8 protein-coding genes and 4 pseudogenes are annotated in these 12,557 nt (G+C 68.4%); 5 read left to right on the forward strand and 7 right to left on the reverse strand.

The annotated features are described in order from the left end of the window. Nucleotides 1-45 precede the first annotated feature (45 nt). The 3 genes and pseudogenes from x551_RS03765 to x551_RS03775 all read left to right on the forward strand — a co-directional run bounded on the left by x551_RS03765 (nucleotide 46) and on the right by x551_RS03775 (nucleotide 4,168). Nucleotides 46-1,356, forward strand: coding sequence for a YeaH/YhbH family protein (locus tag x551_RS03765; RefSeq protein ID WP_011831351.1), 1,311 nt, complete (start codon nucleotides 46-48; stop codon nucleotides 1,354-1,356). A gap of 25 nt (nucleotides 1,357-1,381) precedes the next feature. Then, a pseudogene (locus x551_RS03770) lies at nucleotides 1,382-2,996 on the forward strand (SpoVR family protein). Between the two features lie 128 nt (nucleotides 2,997-3,124). Beyond that, nucleotides 3,125-4,168: a sensor domain-containing diguanylate cyclase gene (locus x551_RS03775; protein WP_081771202.1), complete on the forward strand. Its 1,044-nt coding sequence runs from the start codon at nucleotides 3,125-3,127 to the stop codon at nucleotides 4,166-4,168. 37 nt (nucleotides 4,169-4,205) lie between these two features. On the opposite strand, the gene x551_RS03780 is transcribed toward x551_RS03775, so the two are convergent. Continuing rightward, complete coding sequence (locus x551_RS03780) at nucleotides 4,206-4,760, reverse strand: hypothetical protein (RefSeq protein ID WP_036247605.1); 555 nt, start codon at nucleotides 4,758-4,760, stop codon at nucleotides 4,206-4,208. 69 nt (nucleotides 4,761-4,829) lie between these two features. Then, nucleotides 4,830-6,245: an FAD-linked oxidase C-terminal domain-containing protein gene (locus x551_RS03785; protein ID WP_036230743.1), complete on the reverse strand. Its 1,416-nt coding sequence runs from the start codon at nucleotides 6,243-6,245 to the stop codon at nucleotides 4,830-4,832. A gap of 90 nt (nucleotides 6,246-6,335) precedes the next feature. Between x551_RS03785 and x551_RS03790 the strand changes: the two genes are divergently transcribed. Continuing rightward, on the forward strand, nucleotides 6,336-6,914 hold the full coding sequence (locus x551_RS03790) for a cob(I)yrinic acid a,c-diamide adenosyltransferase (RefSeq protein WP_011831346.1): 579 nt from the start codon (nucleotides 6,336-6,338) through the stop codon (nucleotides 6,912-6,914). 27 nt (nucleotides 6,915-6,941) lie between these two features. Here the strand turns inward: x551_RS03790 and x551_RS23275 are convergent, their stop codons facing one another. The 4 genes and pseudogenes from x551_RS23275 to tldD form a co-directional block, all read right to left on the reverse strand. Beyond that, complete coding sequence (locus x551_RS23275; protein ID WP_051495598.1) at nucleotides 6,942-7,262, reverse strand: hypothetical protein; 321 nt, start codon at nucleotides 7,260-7,262, stop codon at nucleotides 6,942-6,944. 181 nt (nucleotides 7,263-7,443) lie between these two features. Beyond that, nucleotides 7,444-8,567: pseudogene (locus x551_RS03800) on the reverse strand (3-deoxy-7-phosphoheptulonate synthase). Nucleotides 8,568-8,808: 241 nt separating this feature from the next. Continuing rightward, a pseudogene (locus tag x551_RS03805) lies at nucleotides 8,809-10,045 on the reverse strand (threonine ammonia-lyase). 7 nt (nucleotides 10,046-10,052) lie between these two features. Beyond that, nucleotides 10,053-11,503: pseudogene (gene tldD / locus x551_RS03810) on the reverse strand (metalloprotease TldD); the annotation flags it as partial. A gap of 147 nt (nucleotides 11,504-11,650) precedes the next feature. On the opposite strand from tldD, the gene x551_RS03815 reads away from it, so the two are divergent. Then, on the forward strand, nucleotides 11,651-11,986 hold the full coding sequence (locus x551_RS03815) for a hypothetical protein (protein WP_036230739.1): 336 nt from the start codon (nucleotides 11,651-11,653) through the stop codon (nucleotides 11,984-11,986). Nucleotides 11,987-11,994: 8 nt separating this feature from the next. On the opposite strand, the gene x551_RS03820 is transcribed toward x551_RS03815, so the two are convergent. Further along, on the reverse strand, nucleotides 11,995-12,557 hold a 563-nt coding region (locus x551_RS03820; protein ID WP_036247606.1), incomplete at its 5' end, for an SAM-dependent methyltransferase.

The following is a 12,557-nucleotide window of genomic DNA, read 5'->3' on the forward strand; positions in this document are numbered from 1 at the left end:
CGTCGCCCCAGGCGCTGACAGCGACCTCCACTTCGAGCACAACGCATGGCGCTTCAGCAGATCATCGATCGCAGGCTCGCAGGCAAGAACAAGTCGATCGGCAACCGCGAGCGTTTCCTGCGCCGACACAAGGCGCAGATTCGCGAGGCCGTGCGCAAGGCGGTCAGCGGCCGCGGCATCCGCGACATCGAGCAAGGCGAGGACATCACGCTGCCCAAGCGCGACGTCTCCGAGCCGCTGTTCGGGCACGGCTCCGGCGGCAAGCGCGAGATGGTGCATCCGGGCAACAAGGAGTACGTGCGCGGCGACCGCATCAAGCGGCCCGAGGGCGGCGGCGGGCAGGGCGGCGGGTCACAGGCCAGCGACTCGGGCGAGGGCGAGGACGACTTCGTCTTCCACCTGAGCAAGGAAGAGTTCATGCAGGTCTTCTTCGACGACCTGGCACTGCCCAACCTCGTGAAGACGCAGCTGGCCGAAACACCGGAGTTCAAGAACCAGCGAGCCGGCTTCACCAGCGACGGCACGCAGAGCAATCTGCACGTGGTGCGTTCGATGCGCGGCGCGATCGGCCGACGCATCGCGCTCGGCGCCGATGCGCGACGAGAGCTGCGGCACCTGGAGGCCCAGCTCGCGAGCCTGAAGCAGCGTTCGCGGCTCGACACCGGCGGCGTCGACCTCGACCCGGGCCATGCCTTGCGGCAGCGCGAGATCAAGGACCTGGAGGGCCGCATCGAGCTGCTGCGCCAGAAGGTCGCACGCATCCCCTTCCTCGACCCGATCGACCTGCGCTTTCGCAGCCGCGTCAAGGTGCCGGTTCCCACCACCAAGGCGGTGATGTTCTGCCTGATGGACGTGTCGGGCTCGATGGACGAAGCGCGCAAGGACCTGTCGAAACGCTTCTTCATCCTGCTCTACCTGTTCCTGACGCGCCACTACGAGAAGATCGACGTGGTCTTCATCCGCCATCACACGCAGGCGCAGGAGGTCGACGAAGAAGGCTTCTTCCACTCGACCGAAACCGGCGGCACCGTGGTCTCCAGCGCCCTGGTGTTGATGGAGGAGATCGTCCGCGCACGCTACCCGACCAGCGAGTGGAACATCTACGGCGCGCAGGCCAGCGACGGCGACAACTGGCATCACGACAGCGGCCGCTGCCGCGAGATCGTGTCCACGCAATTGCTGCCGCTGTGCCGCTACTTCGCCTACGTGCAGGTGGCCGAACCCGAGCAGAACCTGTGGGAAGAATACGCACAGGTCGCCCGGACGAACCCGCACTTCGCGATGCGCAAGGTGCTCGAGCCTTCGCAGATCTACCCCGTCTTTCGTGATCTGTTCAAGAAGGAAGGCGCGACATGAGCGTTCGGCCGCGCAAGGAGTCGTCATGACACGCAAGCGAGAGGCGGTGTCGGTTGCGACGCCCGACCTGTTCACCGAGTCCGACGTGCCGGCGGTGGGGCGTGTTCGCGCCGCGAGCGACATCGTCGCGAGTCCGCGGGCCAAGACGTCGTTGCCGAGCTCGAGCGACTGGACCTTCGAGCTGATCGACCAATACCACGACGTGATCCGCGAGACGGCCAGGGGCTATGGCCTGGACACCTATCCCAACCAGCTCGAGATCATCACGGCCGAGCAGATGATGGACGCCTACGCGTCGGTGGGCATGCCGGTGAACTACCGGCACTGGAGCTATGGCAAGGAGTTCATCGCCACCGAGAAGAACTACCGCCGCGGCCACATGGGCCTGGCCTACGAGATCGTCATCAATTCCAACCCCTGCATCAGCTACCTGATGGAGGAGAACTCGCTGGCCATGCAGGCGCTGGTGATCGCGCACGCCGCCTACGGGCACAACAGCTTCTTCAAGGGCAACTACCTGTTCCGCATGTGGACCGACGCGTCGTCGATCATCGACTACCTGTCTACGCCAAGAACTACATCGCCGAATGCGAGGAGCGGCGGGGCCTCGACGCGGTGGAGGATCTGCTCGACAGCTGCCATGCCTTGATGAATCACGGCGTCGACCGTTACCGCCGCCCCACCAAGCTGTCGCTGGCGCAGGAACAGACGCGCCGTGCCGAGCGCGAGGCCTACGCGCAGCAGCAGGTCAACGACATGTGGCGCACGCTGCCACGGCGCGCCGAACCTGCTGCCGAGGAAGCCAACGCGCAGCGCTACCCGGCCGAGCCGCAGGAGAACCTGCTGTACTTCATCGAGAAGAACGCGCCGCTGCTCGAACCCTGGCAGCGCGAGGTGGTGCGCATCGTGCGCAAGGTGGCGCAGTACTTCTACCCGCAGCGCCAGACCCAGGTGATGAACGAAGGGTGGGCCACCTTCTGGCATCACCGCCTGCTCAACACGATGTACGACAACGGCCACCTGGCCGACGGCATGATGGTCGAGTGGTTGAAGTCTCACACCAACGTGATCTACCAGCCCCGGTCGGTCACCCGGCCTACAGCGGCATCAACCCCTATGCGCTCGGTTTCGCGATGTACACCGATCTCAAGCGCATCTGCGAATCGCCCAGCGACGAAGACCGCCACTGGTTCCCCGAGATCGCCGGCGCCGACTGGCTGGTCACGCTGGATCACGCGATGCGCAACTTCAAGGACGAGAGCTTCATCGGCCAGTACCTGTCGCCGAGGCTGATGCGCGAGCTGCGGCTGTTCGCAGTGCTCGACGACGAGAAGGAATCCGAGCTCGAGATCTCTGCGATCCACGACGAGTCCGGCTACCGACGTCTGCGTGAGGCGCTGTCGCACCAGTACGACCTCGGCCAGCGCGAGCCCAACATCCAGGTATGGAACGTCAACCTGCGTGGCGATCGCTCGCTGGTTCTGCGTCACACCCAGCACAACGATCGTCCGCTGAACGAGCAGACGACCGAGGTGCTCAAGCACGTGGCCCGACTGTGGGGTTTCGACGTGCACCTCGAGAGCGCCGACGGCGCCGGCGAGATCACCAGAAAGTGGACGGTGCCGGCGCCGCCGAATTGACCGGCGCGGCACACATTCACGCAGCAGGCCGCGTTGGGGCGGCCCGGGTAGACGCCGCGCATCGGCCGGCGTCGCGTGAAGGCAGGGCTGCCGCCGTGGCGGTGGCGCGAGCGAGCGAGGAGAGTCTCATGGCCCAGGTGTCCTCTGGAACGACGATCGCTGGCGCGTGGTCGGGTGCCGCGATGTCGCCGGCCGAAGCGGAGTCGCAGCGTCTCGCGGCGCTCTATCGCTACGGGGTCCTCGAGACCGGTTCGGAGCCGGCGTTCGATGCGATCACCGAGCTCGCGGCCTGTATCTGCGACACGCAGGCGTCGCTGATCTCGCTGGTCGATCGGGACCGCCTCTGGTTCAAGGCACAGACCGGCTTTGAGGGCGACAGTGCACCTCGTACCCATGCGCCTTGCGCGCAGGCCATCGAACAGGCTGACGACAGACTCCTGCTGGCCGACCCGGCCGGCGATCCTCGCTTCGCGGCCCATCCGGCGCTCGGCGCGGCCGGCGGATGGCACACCTACGCCGGTGCGCCGCTCGTCACGCCTCAGGGCTGGGCTGTCGGCACGCTGTGCGTGCTGGATCGGACCGCGCGCAGCCTGTCGTCACGCCAGCAGCACGCGTTGCGCCTGCTGGCCGAACAGGCGGTGGCTCAACTCGAGCTGCGCCGTGCCAGCGCCTTGCTGGATCTGCAGGGCAACACCGACGAGGTGACCGGCCTGTGGAATCGCACGGCCTTCGAGCGCCGGCTCGCGCAGGAGTGGACGCGCTGGAGCCGCCATGGAGGCGATCTCGCGCTGCTGGCCGTCGATCTGGATCACTTCAAGCATTTCAACGATCTGCACGGCCACCCGGTCGGCGACGAGGCGCTGCGACAGGCGGCGCAGGGCCTCGAAGGCAGCCTGCGCGGCCATGACGTGCTTGCGCATTGCGGGGCCGGCGAGTTCAGCGTGTTGCTGCCGTCGACCGACACGGGCGGTGCGATGGCGGCAGCCGAGCGCATGCGCATCGCCCTGGCCGCGGTGCCCTGGGTGGTCGAGCCGTTGACGGCGAGCATAGGCGTCGCGGTGGCAGTGCGTGCGGCCGACATCGAGCCGATCGCGTTGACGCGGCGCGCCCATCGTGGCCTCACCCATGCCAAGGCGCAGGGCCGCAATTGCGTGGAGCTGTGTCTGACGTGAGCTTTGCCGGCGAGGCGGTCGATCGGACCGCCGCACTTCAGGCGCCGTCGCCGCCCAGCACCCAGACGCCTGCGGGCGGCAGGTTGCCCCACACCACGTCGCGCAGCGACCAGCGCAGCGAGCTGCGAGCCGGCAGCTCGAATGGAGCACGCGGCTGGTAGGTGTACTGGACCATGCGTCGCGTCGGGTGGGCCTCGATGAACTGAAGCAATGCCGCCAGCGTGGTCCTGCGCATCGGCTCGGGCAGGCTTCTGAACGGCAGCGACGAGACCAGCATCGTGTCGACAGGAGCGTGCGCATGCCGCGCCAGCACCTCGTGCGCGGGAGCGCAGGCCACCTCGATGTCGGGGAAGCGCCGCCGCAGGCCGCTCGCGAGATCGGACTGCAGCTCGACGGCCAGTAGCGGAGTTCCAGGCGCGGCGTGCCGCAGCGCGGAGGTCACGGCGCCGGTGCCCGCGCCGAGCTCGATCAGGGCCCCGGCATCGCCGATCTGCGACGCCATGGCCCGCGCCAGCCGCCGCGAGGACGGCGCGACCGCGCCCACGAGCCCGGGACGCGTGAGTGCCAGCGCGATGAAGGCCGAGGTGTTCATGCCGCGGCGCACCTCGCAGCGTCGGTGCTGGGAGGCGGCCTGGAGAGACGACTTTGCGGTCGACGTGTCTCACCACGTGAAGATCTTCCCGGGGTTCATGATGTTGCCGGGGTCCAGCGCATGCTTGATCTGCCGCATCAGCGCCACGCCGCCGGCGCCGGCCTCGTCGAGCAGGAAGCCCATCTTGTGCAGGCCGATGCCGTGTTCGCCGGTGCAGGTCCCTTCGAGCCGCAGTGCGCGTGCCACCAGCAACTGGTTCAGGCGCTCCGCCTCGGCGCGCTCACCCGGCGCCGTCGGATCGATCAGGTAGCCGACGTGGAAATTGCCGTCGCCGACGTGACCGACGATGAAGTAGGGAATGCCGCTCGCGTCGGCCTCGGCAACCGTCTCGTTGATGCATTCGGCCAGGCGCGAGATCGGCACGCAGGTGTCGGTCGTCACGGCACGGCAGCCGGGCCGGGTCTGCAGCGCCGAGAAGTAGGCATGGTGGCGGGCGGTCCACAGCCGCGTGCGCTCTTCGGGCGTGGTAGCCCACTGGAAGTCCTCGCCGCCGAGGTCGGTCGTGAGGGCCTGTACCGTCTCCGCCTGCTCCTGCACGCCCGCCGGGCTGCCGTGGAACTCCATCAGCAGCATCGGCGCCTCGCGCAGCCCGAGGTGGTCGTGTGCGTTGACGGCCCGCACCGCGTGCACGTCGAGCAACTCGCAGCGCGCGATCGGCACGCCCATCTGGATGACCTGGATGGTGCTGCGCACCGCCGCGTCGATGGTCGGGAAATGGCAGACCGCCGCGCTGACGGCTTCCGGCAGGGGGTAGAGCTTCAACGTGATCTCGGTGATCACGCCGAGCGTTCCTTCGCTGCCGACGAACAACCGCGTCAAGTCGTAGCCCGCCGACGACTTGCGTGCCCGCGAGCCGGTGTGGATCAGCTCTCCGTTCGCCGTGACCACGGTGAGGCCGAGCACGTTCTCCCGCATCGTGCCGTAGCGCACCGCGTTCGTGCCGCTGGCGCGGGTGGCGCACATGCCGCCGAGCGTGGCGTCGGCGCCCGGGTCGATCGGAAAGAACAGCCCGTCATGGCGCAGCGCCTCGTTGAGCTGCTTGCGGGTCACGCCGGCCTGCACGGTGACGGTCAGGTCTTCCGCGTTCACGCGCAACACCTGGTTCATGCGCGACAGGTCGACGCTGACACCGCCCTGCACCGCCAGCAGGTGGCCTTCAAGCGAGGAGCCGATGCCGAACGGGATCACCGGCACGCCATGCGACTGCGCCAGTGCCATCAGCGCCACGACGTCGTCGTTGCTCGTCGCGAACACGACGGCATCGGGTGCCGGCACGTCGAACGGCGATTCGTCGCGCCCGTGCTGCTCGCGAATGGCCTGTGCCGTGGAACAGCGCTCTCCGAAGTGAGCCTTCAGCGCGGCGAGCATCGCCGCCGGCATGGGCCGCCGTGCGATTCGGGGCAACAGATCGATCGGGGCGTTCATCGTGTCTCCTCTCGACGGCTCGGAGCCGTGGGCCATTCTAGAAACAAGGAAGCCGGACTGCTGCGGCCCCGAGTCCGCTAGCATCGCGTGATGGGCAATCGACTGACACAGATCGCAACGCGCACCGGCGACGACGGGACCACCGGGCTCGGCGACGGCACCCGTGTGGCCAAGGATCACCTGCGCGTGCAGGCCATGGGCGACGTCGACGAACTCAATTCGCTGCTCGGCCTGTTGCTGTGCGAGCCCTTGCCCGACGCGCTGCGCGTGTTGCTGGTGGCGGTGCAGCACGAGCTGTTCAATCTGGGCGGCGAGCTGTCGATTCCCGGCTACACCCTGCTGAAGGACGAGGCGGTGGCGGCGCTGGACGACGCATTGGCCGAGCACAACGCCGCGTTGCCGCGGCTGAAGGAATTCATCCTGCCGGCCGGCACGCGCAGCGCCTCGATCGCCCACCTCGGCCGCACTGTGGCGCGCCGCGCGGAGCGGGCCGTGGTAGCACTTGCCAACGCCGAGCCGGGCGCGGTGCGATCTGCGCCCCGCCAGTACCTGAACCGGCTGAGCGATCTGCTGTTCGTGCTGGCCCGCGTGCTCAACCGGGCCAACCTCGACGGCCTGGGCGGCGACGACGTGTACTGGCGCAGCCCGAGGCTCGAGACCCCGGACTGACGCCGCCCGCTCAACCGGCCAGCGGCCTCATTGCGGGGCCTTGCTGCCGGCCATGAACTCCTCGGCGCTGAGGAAACCGTCGCGGTCGGTGTCGAGCGACTTGAAGCGCTGGGCGATCGCGGGCAGCTTCGCCGCTTCGGCGGGGCTCAGCTTGTTGTCGGTGTCGACATCGGCACGCTTGAAAGCCTGCTGTGCCGTCACGTCGCTCGACTTGTCGGTTGGAGCCGCCTGCGCCTGAGCCAGGTTGGCGAAACCCACGGTGCCGGCGAGCGCCAGACTGACCACGGTGATCTCGATGACCTGACGCGCCTGGGTCTGGATGGAAGGGGTGATGCGAGAGCGATTCATGGAGGTTTCCTTCGCAGGAAGTTCTGGAACCTCCATTCAAGCGCCGACCGGGGTCTCCGGCCAGCACTCTTGCGGCAGCTTGCCTCCGTTACCTGACGGCGGCGTCGCTTACTCTCGTTTGCATGCGCTCACTTTGTTGCTGAGGCTCGTGTGATGTAACCCGGTTGTCTCGCCGAGTCGTTCAGCCCCGTCCGCGCCGGGCCGCCACCGCGGTGCTGAGCACGCCCAGCACCTCCAGTGAATCGTCCCAGCCGATGCAGCGTCGGTGATGCTCTGGCCGTAGGCGAGCTTCGCCGGGTCGTCCTTGCCGGCACTGAACTTCTGGGCGCCGGCGCTCAGGTGGCTCTCGACCATCACACCGAAAACCTGGCGGCTGCCGCCGGCCAACTGGTCGGCGACGTCGCGCGCCACGTCGATCTGCTTCTGGTGCTGCTTGCTGCTGTTGGCGTGGGAGCAGTCGACCATCAGCGAGGCCGGCAGCCCGGCCTTGCCGAGTTCGGCGCAGGCCGCGCCGACACTGCTGGCGTCGTAGTTCGGCGTCTTGCCGCCGCGCAGGATGACGTGGCAATCGGCGTTGCCGCGGGTCTCGACGATCGCGACCTGGCCGTTCTTGTGCACCGACAGGAAGTGGTGCGGCCGGCTGGCGGACTGGATGGCGTCCGTGGCGATCTTGATGTTGCCGTCGGTGCCGTTCTTGAAGCCGATCGGCGCGCTGATGCCCGAGGCGAGCTCGCGGTGGACCTGGCTTTCGGTGGTGCGCGCACCGATGGCGCCCCAGGAGATCAGGTCGCCGATGTACTGCGGCGAGATCACGTCGAGGAACTCGCTGCCGGCCGGCAGCCCGAGGCGGCCGATCTCCAGCAGCAGCTGGCGCGCGATGCGCAGGCCTTCGTCGATGCGGAAGCTCTCGTCGAGGTAGGGGTCATTGATCAGGCCCTTCCAGCCGACGGTGGTGCGCGGCTTCTCGAAGTACACGCGCATCACGATCTCCAGCGTGTCGGCGTACTTGTCGCGCTGGGCCTTGAGCTTGCGCGCGTAGTCCACCGCCGCCACCGGGTCGTGGATCGAGCACGGGCCCATGATGACCAGCAGGCGGTCGTCATTGCCGCGCATGATGTCGCGGATGCGGCGGCGGGTGCTGGACACCAGCTCCTCGACGGGCGTGCCGCGCACCGGGAAGAAGCGGATCAGGTGCTCGGGCGGCGGCAGTGGCATCACGTCCTCGATCCGTTCGTCATCGGTCTGGCTGGTCTTGTCGGCGGGCGCGGCCCAACCCTCGGGAACGTTGGCGGACAGGGCATTCATCGATGTTTCTCCTGGGCGGTCTGACGGGGGGCGAACGGTCGAAAAAAAACCGCCGGGTTGGGCCCGGCGGTTTGAGATTCGGCTTGCGCTGCTTTTACGCTGATGCGCGGGCCTCTCCTCCGCCGGGGCGGTGCGAGAACCAAAAGTACGCAAAAAAGTAGGCGTCGAAGCGCATGGGAGCGAAATGTAGCACGACGCCGAGGTTGGGCCGCATGCGTCGCTCGATCGTCGTCCGGCCGGATCAGTAGGCCTTGGCCTCGAAACCCTGAGCCACCAGGGCCACGATCACCGCGCCGATGTGGGCGTGGTTGCGCGTCTGCAGCACCAACTCCACCTCGGCGTTCTGCGCCGACAGCGTGGTGAAGGCCCGCTGGTGATGCACTTCCTCGATGTTCGCGCCGGCCTCGGCCACGGTGGCGGTGATGCGCGCCAGCGCGCCGGGTGCGTCGCGCGCGTCGACGCGGATGCGTGCCAGCCGCCCGCTCGCACATGCCGCGCTCGATGATCGCCGACAGCAGCAGCGGATCGATGTTGCCGCCGCACAGCACCAAGCCCACGCGTCGCCCGGCGTAGCGCCCGGGCTCCTTCAGCAGCGCAGCCAGACCCGCGGCGCCGGCCCCCTCGACCAGCGTCTTCTCGATCTCCAGCAGCATCACCAGGGCATGCTCGATGTCCGCTTCGTCCACCAGCACCATGTCGTCGACGAGGTCGCGAACGATCGCCCGCGTGATCCGCCCCGGCTCACCGACGGCAATGCCCTCGGCGATCGTGCTGGTGCCTTGCGGATGGGTGCGGCCCTTGACGAGGTTCACCATCGCCGGAAAGCGCGCCGTCTGCACCCCGACGATCTCCAGCCCGGGCTTCAGCGCCCGGGCGACGGTCGCGATGCCGGAGATCAGCCCGCCGCCGCCGACGGCGATGACCAGAGTGTCGAGCGTCGGTTGCGCGCGCAGCATCTCCAGGCCGATCGTGCCCTGGCCGGCGATCACCAGCGGATCGTCGAAGGGGTGCACGAAGCTCAGGCCCTGCGCCGCGGCCACCTCCAGCGCGTGCGCGCGAGCCTCGTCGAAGCTCTCGCCGTGCAGCAGCACCTCGGCACCGAAGCCGCGCGTGCGCTCGACCTTCACCGTCGGCGTGTGCCGGGGCATCACGATGACCGCGCGCAGGCCCAGCCGCTGCGCGTGATGCGCCACGCCCTGCGCATGGTTGCCGGCGGAGGCGGCGATCACGCCCTTCAACGCGGCGGTGCCGTCGTCGCGCGCGGCGACCAGCGCCAGCAGCTTGTTCAACGCGCCGCGCTCCTTGAAGGAAGCGGTGAACTGCAGGTTCTCGAACTTCAGGAAGACCTGCGCGCCGGTGATCTCGGACAGTGTCTTCGACTCGACACACGGTGTGTCGAGCACCTGTCCGGCCAGCCGGCGTGCAGCGGCCTCGACGTCCGCCAGGGTCACCGTCGCCGGCGACTCGGCTGAGGTCAAGCCGTACCCCCACGGTGAGCCCGTCGATGCGCAGCGTCGGCTGGCCGACGCCGACCGGCACGCTCTGGCCTTCCTTGCCGCAGGTGCCCACGCCGGTATCGAGCTGCAGGTCGTTGCCGATCATCTTCACGCGCGTCAATGCGTCCGGGCCGTTGCCGATGATGGTGGCGCCCTTCACCGGGTACTGGACTCGGCCGTTCTCGACCCAGAAGGCCTCGCTGGCCGAGAACACGAACTTGCCGCTCGTGATGTCGACCTGGCCGCCACCGAAGTTGGTGGCGTACAAACCCTTCTTCATGCTTGCGACGATCTCGTCCCTGCTCTTGTCGCCGCCCAGCATGTAGGTGTTGGTCATGCGCGGCATCGGCACATGCGCGTAGCTCTCGCGCCGGCCGTTGCCGGTCGGCTTGACCTTCATCAGCCGCGCATTCATCGAATCCTGGATGTAGCCCTTCAGGATGCCATCCTCGATCAGCACGTTGCGCTGGCTCGGGTTGCCCTCGTCGTCGACGTTCAGCGAACCGCGCCGGTCGGGCAGGGTGCCGTCGTCGAGCACGGTCACGCCCTTGGCCGCGACGCGCTTGCCGATCTTGCCGCTGAAGGCGCTGGAGCCCTTGCGGTTGAAGTCGCCTTCGAGGCCGTGGCCGATGGCCTCGTGCAGCAGGATGCCGGGCCAGCCCGGGCCCAGCACCACGGTCATCTCGCCGGCCGGTGCGGGGCGGCTCTCGAGGTTCGTCAATGCGGCGTTGACGGCCTGGTCCACGTAGCCGGCGATCACGTCATCGCGGAAATAGCCAAGCCCGAAGCGCCCGCCTCCGCCGCCCGAGCCCATCTCGCGGCGGCCGTTCTGCTCGGCGATCACAGTGAGGCTCAGGCGCACGAGCGGACGCACGTCGGCCGCGACCGTGCCATCGGCGCGGGCCACCAGCACCACGTCGTACTCACCGGCCAGGCCGGCCATCACCTGCACCACGCGCGGGTCGCGCGCGCGCGCCAACTTTCCGCCCGCTCAAGCAAGGCCACCTTCTGTGTGCTGTCGAGCGTCGCGATCGGGTCCATCGGCGCGTACAGCACGCGGCTGCCCGCGATCTTCGGCGCGCCGCCGACCTTGACCGAGCGGCTCATCCCCGAGGCCGCGATGGTGCGCACCGTGCGCGCCGCGTCCAGCAGGGCAGCTTCAGAGATGTCGTCGCTGTAGGCGAAGGCGGTCTTCTCGCCAGCCACGGCGCGCACACCGACGCCCTGGTCGATGCCGAAGCTGCCGCTCTTGACGATGCCCTCCTCCAGGCTCCAGCCCTCGCTGCGCGTGTACTGGAAGTAGAGGTCGGCATCGTCGATGCGGTGCTCGCCGATCACGCGCAGCGCGTTGGCGAGCTTGGCCTCGTCGAGGCCGAAGGGTTCGAGCAGCACCTGGCGAGCGACGGCCAGGCGTTCGAGGGTGGGTTCGCGCGAGATCATGGGATATCGATTCTAGGCAGCAGGGGATGTCACACGCTTCACCAATCTTTACCGATTCGCGCAGTGGACGGGTGCACGGCCTTGCAGCCTCGGCGTTGGAAGGAGGGGAGCATCTTCCCACCTTTGACCGAGCAAGGAGCCAGTGCAATGAAAACCATTCCCGTCCTGTTGAGTGCCGTCCTGCTGGCCGCCGCGGGCGCCAGCTTTGCGCAAGGCGTGACCGCCACGCCGCGCATCGACCAGCGCGAGCAGCGGCAGGAGCAGCGCATTCAGCAGGGCGTGGGCTCCGGCGCGCTGACGCCCCGGGAGACCTACCGGCTCGAGAAGGAACAGGCCCACATCGGCAAGGCGGAAAGCCGAGCCAAGGCCGACGGTGATGTGACTCCCGCGGAACGCAAGCGCCTGACGAACATGCAGAACCGCGCCAGCCGCGACATCCGGCACCAGAAGCACGATCGCCAGGCCGTCCCGACCAAGGGATGAAGCGAGGCTCAGGCGTCGTCCTCGGTCGGCGCCCCGGATCTCAGTTGCAGCGCCCGCTCGTAGAGGGCATTGCGGGGGGCGCCGGTGGCCTCGGCCGTCAGTGCCACGGCCTGCTTCAGCGGCAGTGCCGCGACCAGGGTGCGCAACAGCCGCTCGGCGCTGGCGATCATCGGGCTGTCTTCGGCGGCCGCAGCCGGCAGGGCGTGCAGCACGAGCACGAACTCGCCGCGGAGGCGGTGCGGGTCGGCCGCCAGCCAGCCCGGCAAGGCCTCGGCGTCCAGGGTCTCGACGTGCTCGAACTGCTTGGTCAGCTCGCGACACAGGCTCAGCGATCGTGCCGGCATCACCTCGGCCAGGGCGCCGGCCAGCGCGGCAATGCGGTGCGGCGCCTCGAACAGCACGGTCGTCTCCGGTCGCGTGGCCAGTTCCCGCAACTGGGCCGTGCGCTCGACGGCCTTGCTGGAGAGGAAGCCGACGAAGCGGAAGTCCTCGCCCTGCGTGTCACCGGCCGCGCTGAGCGCGGTGGTGACGCTGCTGGGCCCCGGCAGCGGCAGCACGCGGTGGCCGGCGG

The organism is Methylibium sp. T29, from assembly GCF_000576205.1.
Classification (GTDB): domain Bacteria; phylum Pseudomonadota; class Gammaproteobacteria; order Burkholderiales; family Burkholderiaceae_C; genus Methylibium; species Methylibium petroleiphilum.

Coding starts and splice junctions, on each gene's coding strand:
- x551_RS03765 (WP_011831351.1), top strand. CDS start 46: ATGGCGCTTCAGCAGATCATCGATCGCAGGCTCGCAGGCAAGAACAAG.
- x551_RS03775 (WP_081771202.1), top strand. CDS start 3,125: ATGGCCCAGGTGTCCTCTGGAACGACGATCGCTGGCGCGTGGTCGGGT.
- x551_RS03780 (WP_036247605.1), bottom strand. CDS start 4,760: ATGAACACCTCGGCCTTCATCGCGCTGGCACTCACGCGTCCCGGGCTC.
- x551_RS03785 (WP_036230743.1), bottom strand. CDS start 6,245: ATGAACGCCCCGATCGATCTGTTGCCCCGAATCGCACGGCGGCCCATG.
- x551_RS03790 (WP_011831346.1), top strand. CDS start 6,336: ATGGGCAATCGACTGACACAGATCGCAACGCGCACCGGCGACGACGGG.
- x551_RS23275 (WP_051495598.1), bottom strand. CDS start 7,262: ATGAATCGCTCTCGCATCACCCCTTCCATCCAGACCCAGGCGCGTCAG.
- x551_RS03815 (WP_036230739.1), top strand. CDS start 11,651: ATGAAAACCATTCCCGTCCTGTTGAGTGCCGTCCTGCTGGCCGCCGCG.